The 17,606-nt window shown below is 65.3% G+C and carries 13 protein-coding genes; 1 reads left to right on the top strand and 12 read right to left on the bottom strand.

The window, feature by feature from the left end:
• The first annotated feature begins 13 nt into the window (after nt 1-13).
• The gene (locus ACU688_RS17380) at nt 14-1,414 is read left to right on the top strand and encodes an aminoacyl-tRNA deacylase and HDOD domain-containing protein (protein WP_448185741.1); all 1,401 of its coding nucleotides are present in this window, start codon (nt 14-16) and stop codon (nt 1,412-1,414) included.
• A 114-nt stretch (nt 1,415-1,528) separates the two neighbouring features.
• Here ACU688_RS17380 and ACU688_RS17375 read toward each other — a convergent pair whose 3' ends face one another.
• From ACU688_RS17375 to tssJ, 12 genes are all read right to left on the bottom strand, one after another.
• Nucleotides 1,529-1,903: a hypothetical protein gene (locus tag ACU688_RS17375; protein WP_017735747.1), complete on the bottom strand. Its 375-nt coding sequence runs from the start codon at nt 1,901-1,903 to the stop codon at nt 1,529-1,531.
• A 123-nt stretch (nt 1,904-2,026) separates the two neighbouring features.
• Nucleotides 2,027-2,962 carry a type VI secretion system-associated lipoprotein TagQ gene (gene tagQ / locus ACU688_RS17370; protein ID WP_448185740.1) on the bottom strand — a complete coding sequence of 312 codons (936 nt, stop codon included), beginning with the start codon at nt 2,960-2,962 and terminating at the stop codon, nt 2,027-2,029.
• An 84-nt stretch (nt 2,963-3,046) separates the two neighbouring features.
• Nucleotides 3,047-4,756: a formylglycine-generating enzyme family protein gene (locus ACU688_RS17365; RefSeq protein WP_448185739.1), complete on the bottom strand. Its 1,710-nt coding sequence runs from the start codon at nt 4,754-4,756 to the stop codon at nt 3,047-3,049.
• The gene (locus ACU688_RS17360) at nt 4,749-5,927 is read right to left on the bottom strand and encodes an ABC transporter permease (protein WP_448185738.1); all 1,179 of its coding nucleotides are present in this window, start codon (nt 5,925-5,927) and stop codon (nt 4,749-4,751) included. The genes ACU688_RS17365 and ACU688_RS17360 overlap by 8 nt, the downstream gene beginning before the upstream one ends.
• Nucleotides 5,927-6,631 (bottom strand): ABC transporter ATP-binding protein, encoded by a 705-nt coding sequence (locus tag ACU688_RS17355; protein WP_448186025.1) that lies wholly within the window; start codon nt 6,629-6,631, stop codon nt 5,927-5,929. The genes ACU688_RS17360 and ACU688_RS17355 overlap by 1 nt, the downstream gene beginning before the upstream one ends.
• Complete coding sequence (locus ACU688_RS17350) at nt 6,631-9,573, bottom strand: serine/threonine-protein kinase (RefSeq protein ID WP_448185737.1); 2,943 nt, start codon at nt 9,571-9,573, stop codon at nt 6,631-6,633. The genes ACU688_RS17355 and ACU688_RS17350 overlap by 1 nt, the downstream gene beginning before the upstream one ends.
• Nucleotides 9,570-10,289 carry a PP2C family protein-serine/threonine phosphatase gene (locus tag ACU688_RS17345; protein ID WP_448185736.1) on the bottom strand — a complete coding sequence of 240 codons (720 nt, stop codon included), beginning with the start codon at nt 10,287-10,289 and terminating at the stop codon, nt 9,570-9,572. Before ACU688_RS17345 ends, ACU688_RS17350 begins: the two co-directional genes overlap by 4 nt.
• Nucleotides 10,290-10,943: a type VI secretion system-associated protein TagF gene (tagF, locus tag ACU688_RS17340; protein WP_448185735.1), complete on the bottom strand. Its 654-nt coding sequence runs from the start codon at nt 10,941-10,943 to the stop codon at nt 10,290-10,292. It abuts the gene before it with no gap.
• Nucleotides 10,940-14,440 (bottom strand): type VI secretion system membrane subunit TssM, encoded by a 3,501-nt coding sequence (tssM, locus tag ACU688_RS17335; RefSeq protein ID WP_448185734.1) that lies wholly within the window; start codon nt 14,438-14,440, stop codon nt 10,940-10,942. Before tssM ends, tagF begins: the two co-directional genes overlap by 4 nt.
• Complete coding sequence (locus tag ACU688_RS17330) at nt 14,437-15,726, bottom strand: DotU family type VI secretion system protein (protein WP_448185733.1); 1,290 nt, start codon at nt 15,724-15,726, stop codon at nt 14,437-14,439. Before ACU688_RS17330 ends, tssM begins: the two co-directional genes overlap by 4 nt.
• A gap of 6 nt (nt 15,727-15,732) precedes the next feature.
• Nucleotides 15,733-17,067 (bottom strand): type VI secretion system baseplate subunit TssK, encoded by a 1,335-nt coding sequence (tssK, locus tag ACU688_RS17325; RefSeq protein ID WP_448185732.1) that lies wholly within the window; start codon nt 17,065-17,067, stop codon nt 15,733-15,735.
• 18 nt (nt 17,068-17,085) lie between these two features.
• Complete coding sequence (gene tssJ / locus ACU688_RS17320; RefSeq protein ID WP_448185731.1) at nt 17,086-17,595, bottom strand: type VI secretion system lipoprotein TssJ; 510 nt, start codon at nt 17,593-17,595, stop codon at nt 17,086-17,088.
• Between the last annotated feature and the right edge of the window lie 11 nt (nt 17,596-17,606).

Raw genomic sequence — 17,606 nt, 5'->3', positions numbered from 1 at the left:
ATTGGATCAGGCCATGTCAGAAGTTGCCCTCGCCACAGCCCCGCTGACCGCCCCGCCGGTCATTCAGGCTCTGCTCGCAAAGCTCGCCATCCCCTACACGGAAGTCGCCGAACACCCGGGTTTGAACCCTGCACGAAAGGTTCAAGCGGTGTTGCTGGAAGATGCGGTGGGCGCTCTGATGGTGCTGTTCCCGCAGAACCAACTGCTCGACCTCAACCGCCTCGCCGAGCTCACCGGGCGCCGCCTGACCGCCGTGTCGCCGGAGCGCGTCGAACGCATGCTGGGCAAGCACGACCTGGCCCTGCTGCCCGGCTTGCCGGCGCTGACCAGCTCGCCGTGCCTGTACGAAGGTAGCCTGCTCAACGAACCGAGCCTGCTGGTGCATTCGGGTGAAGCCGGGTTGCTGCTGGAGATCGCCAGCGAGCACTTCAAAAGCATGCTCACCAAGGCCAGCGCCGCCCAGTTCGGCGAGCCCCTGAGCAACATCCGCCCGAACCTCGACCGCCCCAATGATGACCGTGAGGAAATCACCCAGGCGATGCAGGCCTTCACCGCCCGCCGCATCCAGCAGCGCCTGGAAGCGACCATCGAAATTCCGCCGCTGGCCGACACCGCGCAAAAGATCATCAAGCTGCGCGTCGACCCCAACGCCACCATCGATGACATCACCGGCGTGGTGGAAACCGACCCCGCCCTGGCCGCCCAAGTAGTGAGCTGGGCCGCGTCGCCGTACTACGCCTCGCCGGGCAAAATTCGTTCAGTGGAAGACGCCATCGTCCGCGTGCTGGGCTTCGACCTGGTGATCAACCTCGCGCTGGGCCTGGCCCTGGGCAAGACCCTGAGCCTGCCCAAGGACCACCCGCACCAGTCCACGCCGTACTGGCACCAGTCGATCTACACCGCCGCCGTGATCGAAGGCCTGACCCGTGCCATGCCCCGCGCCCAGCGCCCGGAAGCCGGCCTGACCTACCTCGCCGGCCTGCTGCACAACTTTGGCTACCTGCTGCTGGCCCACGTGTTCCCGCCGCACTTCTCGCTGATCTGCCGCCACCTGGAGGTCAACCCGCACCTGTGCCACAGCTACGTGGAACAGCACCTGTTGGGCATCAGCCGTGAGCAGATCGGCGCCTGGCTGATGCGCTACTGGGACATGCCGGACGAGTTGTCCACGGCCCTGCGCTTCCAGCACGACCCGACTTACGACGGCCAATACGCTGAGTACCCGAACCTGGTGTGCCTGGCGGTGCGCTTGTTGCGCAGCCATGGCATTGGCTCCGGGCCGGACGAAGCCATTCCCGATGCACTGCTTGAGCGCCTGGGCCTGACCCGGGACAAGGCAGAGGAAGTGGTGGGCAAGGTGCTGGACGCCGAAGTGCTGTTGCGCGAACTGGCCTCGCAGTTCAGCCAAGCCTAAACACTGTGGCGAGGGAGCTTGCTCCCGCTGGAGTGCGCAGCGCTCCCAAGATTTTGGGGCCGCTACGCAGCCCAGCGGGAGCAAGCTCCCTCGCCACAAAAGCTGGCCTCGGCCCTACTTCTTTTTCTTCGGCTTCAAATACTTGGTCAACCCCTGGAACCAGATCACCAGCGCCGGGTTGCCCTTGATCTGGATCGACTTGTCCTGAATCCCCGTCATGAACGCCAGTTGCTTGTTCTTCGCCTGCATCGTGGCGAAGCCGTAGGCGGCGTCCTTGAACGCAATCGCAAACGCCGGCGCCGGGTGAACACCCGAGCGGCTGGTGATGCGTTGGTCTTTGACGATGAAGTGACGGGCAACCTTGCCGTCGAGGGTCTGCAACTGGAAGGCCAGGTCTTTATCGCCCAGCTGTTGCTGGAAGGCAGGATTGCTGCGGCTGGCTTTGCCCATCATCAGGCCCAGCACCCACAGGAGAAGACGAAATTTCATGCACACGGCCTCGGGTAATTATTGAGTGGCCGCAGCAGTTTAACGATTTGCAAAAAGAACGCCACCGATCTAGCGCTTTAACGGAAGATCGGCTGGCGTTTGACGCTTATAGCAGCATGTTACTTAAACGTTAGGGCAAGGTACCGGCGCCCAGTCGGTCAGGTTCGGATCGCGGCAAGTGCCTTCGATCTGCGCTTTACCGGCGCTGGCGACCTTCTTGCTTTCAGCCTGGCTGACTTTCACGGTCTGGAAGCTTTTCTCGGTATCGACGGCTTCACGCGGCACCACTGGCAGTGGTGGCTTTTTCGGTGGCTTGACGACTTTGTTGCCTTTGTTGGCTTTGCCCGCCGGTGGGGCCACCGCTGCGGTGTCGGCCGTGGCCACGGTGACCACGTCAGCACGCTGCACGCTCACCTGTTGCAGGTCTTTTTCGTACGCCTGGTTGTAGTTGTTCAGGTCCTCGGCGGCCTTGCCGTTGACCGCAACGATCAGGTCGTTGGACTCCTTCAGTCCCGCGACGATTTCCGCCAGGCGCTTGCGGCCTTCGGTGTCGTTGACGGTCTTGGCCTTGCGGTCATTGACCAGCTTGGTGAACGCGCTCTGGTAGCACTGCTGCGACGCCTTGGCGTAGGCGGTGCTGCGGTCGATGTCGGACGCGCTTTTGTTGACGTCGGTGGCGTAGGACGCAATGCGCTGGTTGTCATCGCTGATCTGCTTCTGACGCTCGGTGTAGTAACCCGCCGCGCCACCCGCCAGGGCGCCGCCCGCTGCGCCGATGGCAGCGTTGCGGCCGCGCTTGTCGGAGTCGCCGGTCAGGGCGCCCAGCAGTGCACCACCGGCCGCGCCGAGGGCGGCACCGGTGACGACCGACTTGGTCATGTCCGAATCGGTGCTGCGCAGGTGCTGCACCGGCTCGTAGCAGTTCGGGTAGTACTCGACCTTGGTGCTCGACGCGACCTTGGACGCCGGCGACGTGGCGCAACCGGTCAGCACGGTGCTGAAGCCGGCCGCGATCAACAACAAGTGACGCTTGGAAACCGCCTTACGGGAAAAACGCATAGGTGTGTTCTCTTTTAAGTTTGACTTGCCCAGCACGGCCCACCGCCGCCTGAGTCCCTTCCAAGCTCGCCATACAGCCAGCGCTCATCGCTGACCGCTCGCTGCGAGCAATTCCTTCAAGATCGTCGCCGGGTCGGCCCGCTGTTGCTTGCGGTAGTTGCCGACATGGCGGACGAACAGTGTCGCGCGCGTCACCAGGCTCTTGCCGAGCACCGGCTTGCGATCCAACTCTTCCTTGATCCGTTGAAACTGCGCCTGGATCACCGCATCGGTGTAGCGCGTGCCGGTGGCCAGGTTGTCGATATAGATCGCCACCGCGCCGTCGAGGGCGCTGCGGCCGTTGACGATGGCCATCGCAAACAGCTGCGCGCTGGCCTCATCCTTGTTGTCCACGGCCTGCTGGCGACTCTTCTGCAAATTGGCCAGGCGGATGTTGTAGTTGCCGATGGTTTCGGCCACCAACGCCGCCGACTGGATCAGGTTGCCCGCCGCTTCTTCGCGTTGCTGGGCGATCAGCGAGACGTTGCGCTTGAGCTCTTCGTTGACCAGCCCCAGCTCCGCTTGCAGCTTGGGATCGGCGCTGGCAGCGATGATGCTGTCCAGGCGTTTGGTCGGGTCCTGGGCGTCGTCGATGGCGTCGGTCAGGGCGGCCAGGCGGCCTTCTTTCTGCCACTGCGCAAACAGTTCCTTGTAGCGCGAACGCGGCGCCGACAGCGCGCCAATCGCCACGCGAAAACCGGTGGTCTCGTTGCTTTGCTCGGTGCCGTCGGCGCCAAACAACGGGTACTCGCGGCGCATGCCGGTAAACAGCGTGCCCTCACCTTCCAGGTAGTTGCCGCCCTTGACCACAAAGCCGCCGTAGGTGCCCTGGCGACGTCCAGCGTGCACCAGCTGGAAGGATTCCTGGACCATCTCGGCGGCGTTGCCGATCACGTCGAACATCCCGATGGGGTTGGGCAGTTTGGTGCCGATGGGCATCAGGCGCGCGGCCTGGCCAGTGCCGCCCGCGACTTGGTTGAACACCGCGTAGTCGCCCAGCGGGCCGTCGCTGTCGCTGCCTTCGGCGCGGCGCGGGAACAGGCGCCCTTCCAGGTCCTGACGGCTCACCGCCTGGCCGCCACGCGCGGCGAATTCCCATTCGACTTCGGTGGGCAAACGCACAAACCCGACGCCGCCATCCTCCGCCGACGAACCGCGCCCGCTCACCGGCAGCAGGTCGCGGTGGTATTTCAGCAGCCACGCGCTGTACACCGCCGAGAAGCGCTCCGCTTCAAAGCGCGACAGCTTCACCTTGGGCAATCGCCCGGCCATGCCGCTGGGCGCATCGCAGGCCGGTGCCGGCTCGCCGCTCGCCAAGGATTGCGCCTGGGCCATGACCTGGGCGTACTGGCGGGCGGTCACTTCGTACTTGCCGATGAAGTACAGCATCGGCTTGAGCGGGGTCTTGGCGTCGGTCTTCGGCATCAAAGGCGTGATGACTTTGCTCCACGCCTTGGGCAGGTCCTTGAGGGTGAACTGGCCGTTGATAAAGTCGCGGCGGTAGCCGGAAATAAACGACTGTTGATAACCCGCCTCGCCCTCGGCAAAGGGGTAGCCGAGGCTGATCTCGCGGTCGTCCAAGGTGCCTTGGGCCAGCACGTAGGCGTAGCGGAACACCATGTTGCCGTCACACGGCAACGGCAGGCTGACGTCGCCTTCCAAGGGTTTTGGATTATCGAGTTTATCGCTCGCTTCATCCGCCCAGGCCATCGAGGCCAAGCTCAGCGCCACGGCGGCGCCCAGTAACTTATACATCTCTGATTCCTTCAGAAGCCTGGATCCGCGCCACTCGCCAACCACCACACAGCGCCGCCACGGCGCTGACGCCCATGACTGCAACCAGGGCCAGGCCGTAATGACGCGCCAACAGGTGGCTGGCGTACTCGCCCGGCACCTGCACGAAAAGTTGATTCAAACCCGCCTCGGCCAGGCCATACAGCCCGGCACTGAGCACGGCGGCAACACCTGCGCTGTACAGCGCTTGCAACACCACAAACAGCAACAGCCCGCCGGTGGAAAAGCCCAACAGGCGCAGCACCGATAATTCCCGGCGCTTGCGCACCACGGCCGCCAGCGCCCCGGCGAAGATCGCCGCAAACGCCCCCGCCAACGCCAAGCCGCAGATCACCCAGAACACGATCGACAGGTTGCGGCTCAACGACTGCACCTGGGCGATGGTCTGCGCCTGGGTCGACACCAACAGGTTCTGCCCGGCAAAAAACACCCGCAATGTTTCAACATCGGTGAGGCTGCGGGCATACAAGCGAAACGCCGGATAGATCCGCTGCTCACTCACCGCCTCACCCGTCCAACCCAACGCCGGCACCGCTCGGCCGTCGCGATAATCTTCCGCCGCTTCCAACAGCCGCAGATCGGCAAACAAACCGTCACGGGCAAAAGCCTCCAGCGGCAACACCGCCAGCACCTGCACGCGCGTGCGCTGCGCCTCGGTGCGCCCCGCCACTTGCCGCGCAAACAGCGTTTCCAGCCAATCCCCGGGCCGCGCCGCGAGCTTTTCGGCGGCGGTGTGGCTGAGCACGATCTGATCGAGGCCCTGGGGCATCGGCAGACCGCTCAATAGCGGATCACCCGGCGCCGTCGGCAGCATCTCCAAGGTCAACGCGCCTACCTGCGCCGTCGCCGCAATCTGCCGCGTACGCGGGACCGCGAAGGCCACATCACTGCGCTCCGCCAACTGCTCGATAAATGCGCTGCTGAATCGACCACCGCCCAGCGGAATAATTTCACGGGTAGCGGGGTCGTTTTCCAAACGTTCGGTCAAACTGCTAACCAGTCCAAATTTCAGGCCGAACAACACCAGCAACGGCGCGATCACCGCCACCAGTGCCAGCACGGAACACGCCGACAGCCACGCGTCATTGCGGTAGTCCTGCCAGGCCAGGGACGCCACCAAAGCGATGCGCATCAGCACGCCTCCCCAAGGGTGGCGGTGACGCCGCCGTCGGCATCGCGGCGGCAACTGATACGCCGCACCTGCAAGCCACTGGCGCGGGCCAGCGGTTCGTCATGGGTGGCGATCACACAGGCGGCGCGATGTTCGCGGGCCTGGGCCAACAGTGCATGCATCACGCGTTCGGCATTCAACGGGTCAAGGGACGCCGTGGGTTCATCCGCCAGCAGCAGTTGCGGCGCGTGGGCCAAGGCGCGCGCACAACTCACGCGCTGGCGCTGGCCCACCGACAATGCGGCGGGTTTCTTGGCCAACTGGTCGCTGATTTCCAGCTGCTCAGCCAAGCGCGCCACGCTGCCGTCATCCGGCAAACCCAGCAGTTTCCGGGACAACGCGATATTCCCGCGCACATCCAAAAAGCCCAGCAGGCCACCGGTTTGCAGCACATACCCAAGATGCCGGCTGCGCAGCGCCGCCAAGGCCGATTGCTGATCCGCACGCCATAGCCCGGCAATGTCCTGCTGATGGAATGCAAACCGCCCCACCTGATCCGGCGCCAATACCAGCGCGAGCACATCCAGCAAGGTGCTCTTGCCGCAGCCGCTCGGCCCGACAATCGCCACTTGCTCACCCGCACGCAAATGCAGCGCCGGAATCACCAGGCTATAGCGCTGGCTACCGACGCCCCGGCTCTTGTGCACCGCGCTCAGGTCCAGCATCACGGCAACGTCGACAACGGCACGCGGTACAACGCGTCGCCCGGCTCGGCGTCGCCGAAACGCACCCAGTTGGCCAGGTCGTTGTGGAAGGTTTCGTAAAGGCGGATTTTCGAATCCAGCTCGTCGATAAAGTCTTCCTGCTCGGCCACGCTCAACGACAGCCACAAATCCTGGCTCATGTTCAGCGACTTGCTGCGGTACGGCAGGCCTTCCAGGTACTCGCCAAGCAGGCCGCCATCCGCCAGGTTGCCGCCCTTGCGCAAGGCTTGCGGGTCGCGGCTCATATAGGCGGAGGCGCTGGCGATTTCCTGGAAGAAATCCTTCGGCGAGCTCTGGGTTTTGCGCGCCGCATCGACAATCAGTTTCAGCGACTGCTGCAAGTCGTTGAGCTGCAACTTGGTCAGCATCACGCACACCTGGAACGCCGGCAGCGCCGGGTTGGTGAGGTCGCGGTCGGCGGTCCAGGCGCTGACCAGTTGCGGCGCCTGGCTCGCGGTTTTGTGCCCGAGGAAATCCATGTGCATGGCATAGCCGACCGCTGCGGATTTGTCCGCCAGGCTCGGCGCGCTGCCCAGCAACGGCGACGGCTGTGGCGTGTTGCTGCGCACTTGGTGCACGAGGTTGGCGAACACGGTGCCGATCTCATCCACACGCTGGCCCAACTTGCGCACATCGCCGCCCGGCACCGCCGTGTAGAGGTCGCCGATCTGCGGGTTGGCGTCGGCGGTGAGGATGCGGTATTGGCTCTCGGCACCGGCGTGGGTAGCCTTGCCGGCGTCGGTGCGCAGGTGCAGGGCGTAGATCTTGATCTGCTTGCCCAGCGCCGCCTGGCGCACTTCGGCCTCGTTCATCTGGGTGGCGGCGAACGGGTCGTTCTTACGCAGCGCACCGGCGTCGGTGACCAGCAGGATGATGCGCCCGCCGTAGCCCGACCAATCCATGCCATCCACGGCCTGCATCACGCCGGCAAACGCGTCTTCGTTGAACGAATGGCTGGAGACGGTGGACGCCTTGACCTGCCGCGCCATGTCGAGGAAGCGCTGCGGGTCGCGGCCTTGATCCAGGGTGATCAGGGTCTTGGACACGTAGTCCAGGCCCGGCGTCTTTTTCACGCTGCTGCGGAAACCGACCATGCCAAAGCTCACGCTGTCCAACTCGCCACGCTCGGCGATGCGGGTTTGCAGTTCGTGCACCACGTCGCGGACCTGGTCGATATAGGGCTGCATCGACACGGTGGTATCGACCACCAACACCACGGCAGTGCGGAACGCATCGGCATTCGCCACAGGCTTGGCGGCGCGGGTGCCCGGGTCGATGGACGCGACATTGAGCAACTGCACCGGCTGGCCGTTTTCGTCAAAGCTCTCCTTGGAGTCGAAGATCGGCAACAGGTAGAACTGGTTCTGCGGCACGGCGCTGGCGGTCGGTTCCAGGGCCAGGACCTGGCTGTTGTCGTCGCTGTTTTTCTGCGCCTTGGCCAAGGCGCCCTTGGCAGCGGCGGGATCGGCCAAGAGTTTTTCCACCTCAGCCGATTGGCGCAGAAACATCACCGGCGCGCGGCCAGAGCGCTCGGTGAACTTGAGCACCAGGCTCTGCTTCCAGTCACTGACCTGGGCCGCCGGCAACCAGCCGTCGCTGCGCCCATCGGTGGCGGCGCCGACACGCACCCACGGGCTGCCGTCGACGTCCTTGCGCTGGTACACGTAGAGCACGGAGAACGCCGGCAAGGCCTTGCCCGGCGCACTGCCGGCGTCAGCGGAAAGCTTGGCGCCGGGTTTGCTCAGCACACGTTGGAACAGGGTTTTCTTGCCCGCCATCAACAACGGGCGCTGGCCGCCGTCCACTTCGGCAACGGGCGGCGGGGTCACGGTAGGCACGGCCGCAACCGGCGGTTTGGCAACCTGTGCATCACTGCCGCTCAACCACCAATAACTGGCACCGCCAATCGCCAACGCCACTGCCACGGCAACCGCCGCCAGCGCCAACACCGGGCCACGGCGCTGCTCGCTGTGCTGGGTCGGCGGCACCACCGGTTGGCGCAGCGGCTGGGGTTTGTCGGTGGGGATCTCGATGGACTCCGGCGTGATCCCCGCCAAATCAAAACTCATCGGAATCGGCAGCGGCCGCACCAAGGTGGCCTCCGGCGCATCCATCGGCAATTGATCCAGCGCCAGCAACAACGCTGCCGCATCCGGGAAACGCTCCGCCGGGTCCTTGGCCAACAGCTTGCGCAGCACGTTCTGATAACGGCCGTGGTGCACCGGCAATTCCGGCAACGGCTCGGTCAGGTGCGCCAGCGCCGTCGACAGCGCGTCGGTGCCGCTGTAGGGCAGCTTGCCGACGAGGATTTCATACAGCACCACGCCCAGCGCATACAGGTCGGCGCGGCCATCGATCTCCTGGCCCCGCGCCTGTTCCGGGCTCATATAGCTTGGCGTGCCCACGGCAAAACCGGCCTGGGTGAACTGGGTGCGGTCGTCCAGGGACTTGGCGATGCCGAAGTCCGACAGCACCGCCGTACCGTCCGCGCGGAACAGGATGTTCGCCGGCTTGACGTCACGGTGCACCAAGCCTTGCGCGTGGGCATAACCCAGGGCCGATGCGATCTGGCGGATCAGCGTCACGCCCTGCTCCGGGGTCATGCCAGCGGCGATGCGCTCCTTGAGCGTGCCGTTGGGCAGGTATTCCATGGCCATGTAATACAGCTCACCGACGTTGCCGATGTCATGGATGGTCACCGTGTGCGGGTGCGACAGGCGCGCCAGGGTCTTGCCCTCGCGCAGGAAGCGCTCGCAGAACTGCGGGTCCGCCGCCAGCGCCGCCGCCATCACCTTCAACGCCACCTTGCGCTCCAGCGAGCGCTGGGTCGCCAGGTACACGCTGGCCATGGCGCCTTCGCCGATCTCGCCATGGATGTCGTAGCCGGGGATCAGGATATTCATGCCGAGACCTTCACGACGATCGTGGTGATGTTGTCCGGCGCGCCCCGGTTAAGCCCCAGGTGCACCAGGCTGCGCACGATTTCGTCCGGTGCGTCGTGGCTGAGCACCTCGCGGATTTCGTGGTCTTCGACGGTCTTGTTGAGGCCGTCGCTGCACAGCAGGTAGCTGTCGCCGGGGGCGATCAGCAGGTCGATCACTGCCAGCTCCAGCTGCGCTTCGACGCCAATGGCGCGGGTGACGATGTTGGCGCGCGGGTGCACGCGGGCATCGGCTTCGCTGAGCAGGCCGCTGTCTTGCAGGTCTTGCACGTAGCTGTGGTCGCGGGAGATGCGCTCCAGCACACCGTCGCGCAGGCGGTACAGGCGGCTGTCGCCGGCCCACACGCACACGCCGCGCAAGCCGCGTGCAGCCAGCAGCACCACGGTGCTGCCCATCAAGGTCACGCCACGGTTGGCGGTTTCCTCGCGCACGGCGGCGTTGATGCGGATCAGGTCGTTGCGCAATGCCGCCGAGTACTCCTCAAGGGAGCGGCCCAGCGGCACCATGCGCAGGCTATCGACGATCAGGCTGCTGACGTAATCCCCCGCCGCATGCCCACCCATCCCGTCGGCGACCACCCACAGGCGGTTTTCCGGCAGGTCCAGACAGGCGTCTTCGTTGACCTGGCGCACCATGCCCACATGGCTTTTGCTCGCGGATTTGTACGTCGCGCCCATCTACACCACACCTTCTTGTCCGAGCAAAAACTGCGCAAAATCGTCGGTGGCAGGCAAGCCCTGGCACCGCAATAAACCTGGAGCAATCCGTTCAGAACCGCGCCCCCACCACAGGCTGGAACCTTCGCAGGCCTGTTCGGCGAGCGCGGTCATGCGCCCGTGGGGCAGCGTCGCGGGCACCCGTTGCAGGCCGGCGAAACGGCTGTCCACCGCACGCGGTTCGGTCAGCGGCACGCCGAGCGCATCGATGCCGGCGTTGAAGCCTTCAAAGGTCGCGCCGCTGTCGAGGGTGCTGAGCAGCAGCTCTTCGGCCTGCTCAAACCAGGTGTCCGGCCCACCGACGAGGGACGCCGGATTGGTGTCGTGGTCGAGCAACGTGACCACCGCCAACGGGAAATAGCGCCCGACCCGATCAATGCTCGGCATCACCACGCCCGTCGCCGCATCCGGCCCGCACACGCCCGGCGCCAGCACAAAGCGCCACAGCGGGCTGACCAGGTACACGTTGAGCCAGTCGCCGCCCAGGCGCTGTTGGCTGGCGAGCAAACCCGCCGCCAGCCAGCTGTCCCACGGGCCGACAAAACTCTGGGGCAAGGCGCGGCTGACAAAGTCGCCACGGCTGGCCAACTTGCCGTAGAAACCCACCGTCGTCATAACCGCTCCGGCAGGCTGAAGCCGCTGAGCACGCGGCTCTTGAACGGGTTGAACGCGCTGTTGGCGCGCAACTCGTAGGCGATGCTTGCGCCATCCACGCGCAGGCGCAGGTTGAAGCGGTCCGGCGAGTTGCCGGCGCTGAGGTCCGATTGCTCCAGCAGGCGGAACCACGCCCACGGGCCATCCAGGGTCACGCCCGAACGGCCACTGGCGGCCGGCGGCATGATCGACAGGCGCACCACACCGATGCTGCCGGGGTTCGGCCATTGCATGGCGACCGGGCGGCTGGGGCCGTGGTCGTAGCTCAGTTGCTGGCCGTCGAGGTCGAGCAGGAACTGGGTGATGGTCGGGTCCATCGACACCGGCTTGAGTTCGAAACGCACGATGGGTTGGGTGCCGCCCGCGCGGAAGAACGCATCACGAATCGTCGCGGCACGCTGGAAGGTTTGCAGCACACCCGGTGCAATCCCGAGCTTCTGCGCCGCGCCCGGCTGCCAGCGCCAGGTCTGCGCGGACGTGTCCACGTAGGGCTGCAAGTACTTGCGGAAGTAGTTGTCCATCACCCCGCCGACGCCAAAGAACATGCCGAAATCATCCAGCGTCGCGTCCCGCGCACTGCCCGGCGACATCGGGTAACGACCCGCCAGCGACTGGCGATACACGTTGACCACTTCGCTCATCCACGCCGCGTTCAACTGGTTGCGCACGCCGCCCATCATGCTGTTGGTGGTGGAATTGACCACCGACTTGACCATGCCCTGCACCAGCGGCGGCTGGCGTTCGGCATTCAGGCTGACCCGCGTGGCCGCAGCCGCCGCCTGGTTCTTCGCCTCGCCGAGCAATGCATCGCCGCTGGCGCCGACCATGGCGTTGACCTGCACATACAGCGCGTTCATATCGGCCAGCAGGCCATCGATGGCCGCCGGTTCGCCGTCGTTCTTGCTGACGATGCTGTTGAGTTCGGCAAAGTGCGCCGTCACCGGATCATCCGTTGCCGGCGCCGTATTGGCGCTCGGCTGCTCCTGGCCAAGCAGGTTGCCCAGGCGCTCCTTGAGCTTGTCCACGCCGCCTTCCACCGGCACGCCCTTGGCCGCCAACTGGCGTTCTTCGGCTTGCAGATCGGTTTCCTTGGCCACCGCCACCAGCAGTTTTTTCAGCGGCGAGGTCGGCCCGGAAATCACCCGCAGCACATCGGCGGCCTGGGCCACGCTGGTGATGGGCACGAAGTCGATGTCGGCGAGCAGCGCATCCCACTGGCGCTGATAGTCCTGGAAGTACAGGCGGCGCACATCCCCGGCGAGGCTGAGCACGTTCTGCTGATCGGCCTGCTCATGGCCCAGCACCCATTGCTCTTCGGCGAGGGTGCCGGTCTGGTTCAGGCTGCTCAGCAGGAACGCCTGGCGATAACCCTTGGCGGTGAAGAAGCCACTCAGCGGCTCGCCCAACGGCTTGCCACTTTTACGGCTGAACACCAGCGCCGCATCGCGACCCGCCGCTTCGTTGAGACGGAAATCGGGGATGCCTTCGGGCAGCTTCTGGCGTTTGACCCGGTCGTACACGCGCTGGGCCACCGGCAGTTGTTGCAGTTGGCGGCGCAGGTCATCGATCAAGCGCGGATCAAGCCGCGCAGTCGGCGGATGACGCTCGAACAGCGCCTGCAAGTGCCCGGCCAGAGCCTGGCGCTGATCCGCCGGCAAGTCGCGGGGCAGGTTGCGGTCCCAGTCGAGGGCGATCCAGGCCTTGATGAAGTCCGGGTCGTAATGCTCGCTGTCGGCGAGCATCAGGTAGGCCTTGAGGCCCTCGTAGAGGAAGTCGGAATTGCCGCCGCCGTGCAGTTGCTCTTCGATCCGCGTCACCAAACGCGGCGCGAACACGGCGATCAACAGCTTGCGGTAGACGCTGGCCGACTCGGCTTCCAGCATGTCGCCCTGATACAAACCCAGGCCTTCGGAAAAGCTTGGTGAATCTCCCGCAAGGTTCTTCACCGCATTGAGCAATGGCAATACAGCAAGGATGTCGCGTTGCGCCGGGCTCAGGTTCTGCACGGCCTGGCCCAACGGCGCGACCTTCTGATCGACCTGGGCGATATACGCCTGGTTGGCGCGGTAGCTCACCCACCACAGGCCGCTGACCACCACGACCAACGCCACGGTCGCCGCGAGCACACCCCGGGCAATCCACTTGCGCCGCCGCTCGACCTTGGGGTTCACCCCCACCAGCCCGCGCTCGGCAAACGCCACGGCGGTGAACAGTTTTTCGATGAAGTAACTGCGCCCGGTGCCGCTCTGGCGTGCCAGGTGCTGGCGGTCGAGGTTCATGCTCTGCGCCATGGCACCGATCAGGCGGTCAATCGGGCTGCCTTCCTGGGTGCCACTGGTGAAGTACACCCCGCGCAGCAGCACGCGCTCTTCAAAGGCGTTGGGTTTGAACACGCCTTCGAGGAAGCTTTGCAGGCAATCTTTCAACGCGCCGAACTGCTGCGGGAAGCCGTAGATCAGGTCGCGCCGCGCCGGGTCGCGTTCCTGTTGCAGGCGCTCCACCAGGCGTTCGTTGAGGCGTTGTTCGAGCCCGGCGAATTCGCTTTGCAGGTGGGCCAGCGGGCTGTCGCTGTTCTTGCCGTCATCCAGGGCGAAGGTCATGCCCCACACCTGGGCGCGCTCTTCCTTGCTCAGGTTGTCGAAGTACTCCATGAAGCCCGGCACCAGGTCGAGCTTGGTGAGCATCAGGTAGATGGGGAAACGCACGCCCAACTGGGTGTACAGCTCCTGGATGCGCAGGCGGATGGCAGCAGCGTGGGCAGCGCGTTCGGCATCGGTGCCGAGCAGCAGGTCCGAGAGGCTGATGGCAATGAACGCACCGTCGATGGGCCGGCGCGAACGCTGCTTTTTCAGCAGGTCGAGAAAGCCCAGCCACGCGGCTTTATCCACCGTGGTGTTGCTGTCCTGGGTGGTGTAGCGGCCAGCGGTGTCGAGCAACACGGCCTGGTCGGTAAACCACCAGTCGCAGTTGCGCGTACCGCCGACGCCACGTACCGCGCCAGCGCCCAACTGCGCAGCCAGCGGGAAATGCAGGCCGGAATTGACCAGCGCGGTGGTCTTGCCCGAACCCGGTGGGCCGATGATCACGTACCACGGCAGTTCGTAGAGGTTGCGCCGCTCATCGCCGCCGAGCTTGGCTTTTTTCAGCAGGGCCAGGGCCTCGTCCATGCGCTGGCGCAGGGTGCTGAGTTCTTCGGCGGTGGCCACGCTGTTGGGGTCAGCCGGGGTTTCGGCCGCCAGGCTGCGCATCACTTCGGCAGCTTGTCGCTGCGCCTGGACGATGCGCCACACGCGGTAGGCCAGCCACACGCCGAACACCAGGATGATCAGCGCCCAGCGGCGCCCTTCGGGCACCAACACGTCGAGCAACGGCCCGACAAACCAGATGATCAGGCTCAGGGCGATCAGCCCGAGCAATGGGATCACCCAGCGAATCATGAAACTGAACAACGCCTTCACTCGACGCCCTCCGCCAATACGGTGATTTCAACCCGACGATTGCGGGCGCGGCCTTCGGCTGTGCTGTTGGTGGCGACAGGCTCGGTGTCGCTGCGCCCTTCGGCGCTGAAGCGCTCGCCCTGCCCGGTCTTGGCCGCCAAGATATCCAGCACCGACTTGGCCCGCGCCTCGGACAGCGCCCAATTGGACGGGAAGCGCAGCGTGGCAATCGGGCGGTTGTCGCTGTGCCCGGTGACGCGCACCTGGCCTTTCACTTTGCGGATGGCATCGGCGATGCGCAGCATCAGCGGCTGGTAGTCATCGACAATGCTGGCGCTGGCGGAGGCGAAGAGTTCATCACCGCGAATGGTCACCACGGAGCGGTCCACCGCATCTTCCACGGCCACCCGACCGGCCTTGATGTCGTCCACCAAAAAGCCCGCCAGGCGTGGCCGCTCGATGACTTTCGGCTGCGCCACGGGACGGTCGATGGCCTGCACCGGGATCTCGCCCAGGGCATGGATATTCTTGAACACCGGCTCCGCATCCGCCGCCAGCTTGAGGCGCAAGCCAAACAGCAGCGCCAGCAACAGCGCCACGCCGATGGCCACGGTGATCCACGGCGGCATGAATTGCGCCAGGCGATCGCGCGCCACCGTCACGCCGCGCCAATGCGGCGACAGCTCACGCTCGTGCTCGCCACGGGCGCTGCGAATCGCTGCCGCCGTGCGCTCGCGCAAGGCTTCCAACTGGCTGCGGCCGTCGCTCATCACGCGGTAACGACCTTCGAAACCCAGGCACAAACACAGGTACAACAGCTCCAGCAGGTACAGGCGTTCCCGTGGGCTTTGCAGGCAGTGGTCGAGCAACTGGAAGACTTTTTCGCCGCCCCAGGCTTCGTTGTGCACGGTGATCAACAGGCTCTGCTTGCCCCAATCACTGGTGCTGCCCCACGGCGTGCTCAGCACCGCTTCATCGAGGGCGGTGCACAGCGCGTAACGCGCCAGCAGCACTTCGTTGCGGGCAATACCTGAAGCTTCGGCGCGCTCTTCGAACTGGCGCAGGTACGCCAGCAATTGCGCGCGCAGGCTGGCCGGCGCCGGGTGGGCGATGGTGTTGCGCAGGCGTGTCAGCAGCGCCAGCAACGGGCCGGCGGCGCTTTCCAGGGGGTTGAGGCCTTGGCTTTTGCCGGTGAGCATCGGCGCGGCCGGCACCGACAAAGGCGCAGGTTCGGCACGCGCAGGTTCCGGCGCACGGCCACCGGGGCGCGGCATGAACTGGGTGCGGTCGTCATCGTTGGGGTGCATCGCGGATTATCCTCGGATCGCCCAGAAGGCCAGGTTCAAGCCCGGGAACTGCCCGGCGATATGGAAGGCGAAACCGCCGGAATTATTCAGTTGCTGCCAGTGCTCGCTGCCGCGATCCAGCTCGTAATAGGTGGAGCCGGCGTGATACGGGATCTGCCGTGGTGCCACCGGCAACGGCAGCAGGCTGATGCCCGGCAGTTGCAGGTTGACCATGTCGCGGATGTGCTCCACCGAGCCGACTTTGCTTTGCTGGCCGAAGCGTGCGCGCAGGGTTTCGGCGGGCACGTCGGCGCGCACCACGAGGATGAAACTGGCGCTGTCGAGCAGGGTTTTGTCGGCCAGCATCGCCACGTGAATGCCGTAGGCCTTCTCCACAATCGGGATCGGCGTGGCCTTGCTGTCGATCAGCATCGACAGCGCTTCACGCAACGCCAGCATCACCGGGGCGAAGCTCAGGGCCAGGTCGTCGTGTTGGTACTGCGGGTATTCCTGCGGGCGCCGACCCGCCGTGGAGAAGGTCGAGAACTCGCCGGCCAGGCTCACCAGTTCGCTGAAGAATCGCTCCGGGTGCAGCGGGCTCAACTGGTTGAAATGCTGGAGCAGCGGCTGCGCGCGGTTGACCAGTTGCAGCAGCATGAAGTCGGCAATCTCCGACGCGCCACCGGCGCCCGACGCGACCACGCGGCCCGCCAAGGCCTCGCCACGCTGGTGCAGCAGGCCCAGCAGTTCGCTGCGAAAGGCCGCCAGCGGTTTGCTTGCGGCCACGTTCAGGACTGGCGGGATGTACGTGTCGTCGAGCACCAGGGCGCGGTCGGCGCGTTTTTCCTTGATGCGCACCAGGCCAATGGCGGCGTAATCGCTGATGCCGTCTTGCGCGGTCAGCAGGCGCAAGGCGCGGGAGCCCACGGCCACCGGCGCGCGGTTTTCAAACGGCGCGTTATCGTCGCGCACTTCGCGCACCTGGCTCACGTAGCGCGCGGCCTCCAGGGCTTCGCCCTCGTCCACGGTGTCACGGGCGCCGGCGCGCTTGAGCGGCAAGGCCAGGTAGACCAGGCCGTCACGCAGGTTGTCGTCGATATTCAGCGGGCTCGGCGCCAGGTCATCCTGGGGGATATTGAACGGCGTGCCATCGGGCAACAGGCCGCGTGCCGAGACAATGGCCAGCTTGCCCTGGGCCAGCAGGCCCTGGTCGATCAGCAGCTCGGAGAAGCCCCAGCTGCCAGCGGACAACGGGCGGCTGCGGGCGTCGATCAGGTTTTCCAGGTAACGGTCATGCTGCTGGAAGTGCTGCGTTCCGATGAACATGCCTTCCGACCAGACCACGCGATTGTTCCAGGACATGGGGGCTCCGATTGCTTGTTATTGGGCTGGGCTGGATGGGGAGGCCACGACGTCGGCGCGCACGGCACGCACATCGAGGCTGATCTGGTATTCGGTGTATTGGCGCGCGGGCACGTTGATCACCGTGCGCCATTGCGCGCGGTCCAGTTCGCGGTAGCCCACCAGCAGGCCGATCTGGCGGGTGGAGGGGTCGAGGTCGCGCTGGATGCTCAATTGCTGGCCGGGTTGCACCACCACTTCGTCCTGGTCGAGCAGGTCCAGACCCAGGGTGGATTGGGCGCGGTCGGCCAGGGCGAAGTAATCGGAACGGGCGAAGGTGGCGGCGTTTTTCAGTTCGAAGATGCGCACCCGCACCGGCGCGGCCTGGCCGTTGGCGCCGGGGTTGAGCCCGCTGATGGCGTGGAAGTGCAACTCGATGGCCGCGGTGTCCGCTTCAACCTCCGGGGCCGCGGCGGGCACGACGGCGTCTTTGGCACACGCCGTCAGCAGCAGCACGGTGGCGACTGCGAGTAAAAACCTGGGAATCATCCTGCGTCCTC

It is taken from the genome of Pseudomonas acericola (SeqCode) (genome assembly GCF_053456465.1).
The sequence above is the reverse complement of the archived record's forward strand: the minus strand, read 5'-3'. Positions and strand labels throughout refer to the sequence as shown.

Coding starts and splice junctions, on each gene's coding strand:
- ACU688_RS17355 (WP_448186025.1), bottom strand. CDS start 6,631: ATGCTGGACCTGAGCGCGGTGCACAAGAGCCGGGGCGTCGGTAGCCAG.
- ACU688_RS17350 (WP_448185737.1), bottom strand. CDS start 9,573: ATGAATATCCTGATCCCCGGCTACGACATCCATGGCGAGATCGGCGAA.
- tagQ (WP_448185740.1), bottom strand. CDS start 2,962: ATGCGTTTTTCCCGTAAGGCGGTTTCCAAGCGTCACTTGTTGTTGATC.
- ACU688_RS17380 (WP_448185741.1), top strand. CDS start 14: ATGTCAGAAGTTGCCCTCGCCACAGCCCCGCTGACCGCCCCGCCGGTC.
- tssJ (WP_448185731.1), bottom strand. CDS start 17,595: ATGATTCCCAGGTTTTTACTCGCAGTCGCCACCGTGCTGCTGCTGACG.
- tagF (WP_448185735.1), bottom strand. CDS start 10,943: ATGACGACGGTGGGTTTCTACGGCAAGTTGGCCAGCCGTGGCGACTTT.
- ACU688_RS17360 (WP_448185738.1), bottom strand. CDS start 5,927: ATGCGCATCGCTTTGGTGGCGTCCCTGGCCTGGCAGGACTACCGCAAT.
- ACU688_RS17345 (WP_448185736.1), bottom strand. CDS start 10,289: ATGGGCGCGACGTACAAATCCGCGAGCAAAAGCCATGTGGGCATGGTG.
- ACU688_RS17330 (WP_448185733.1), bottom strand. CDS start 15,726: ATGCACCCCAACGATGACGACCGCACCCAGTTCATGCCGCGCCCCGGT.
- ACU688_RS17375 (WP_017735747.1), bottom strand. CDS start 1,903: ATGAAATTTCGTCTTCTCCTGTGGGTGCTGGGCCTGATGATGGGCAAA.
- ACU688_RS17365 (WP_448185739.1), bottom strand. CDS start 4,756: ATGTATAAGTTACTGGGCGCCGCCGTGGCGCTGAGCTTGGCCTCGATG.
- tssK (WP_448185732.1), bottom strand. CDS start 17,067: ATGTCCTGGAACAATCGCGTGGTCTGGTCGGAAGGCATGTTCATCGGA.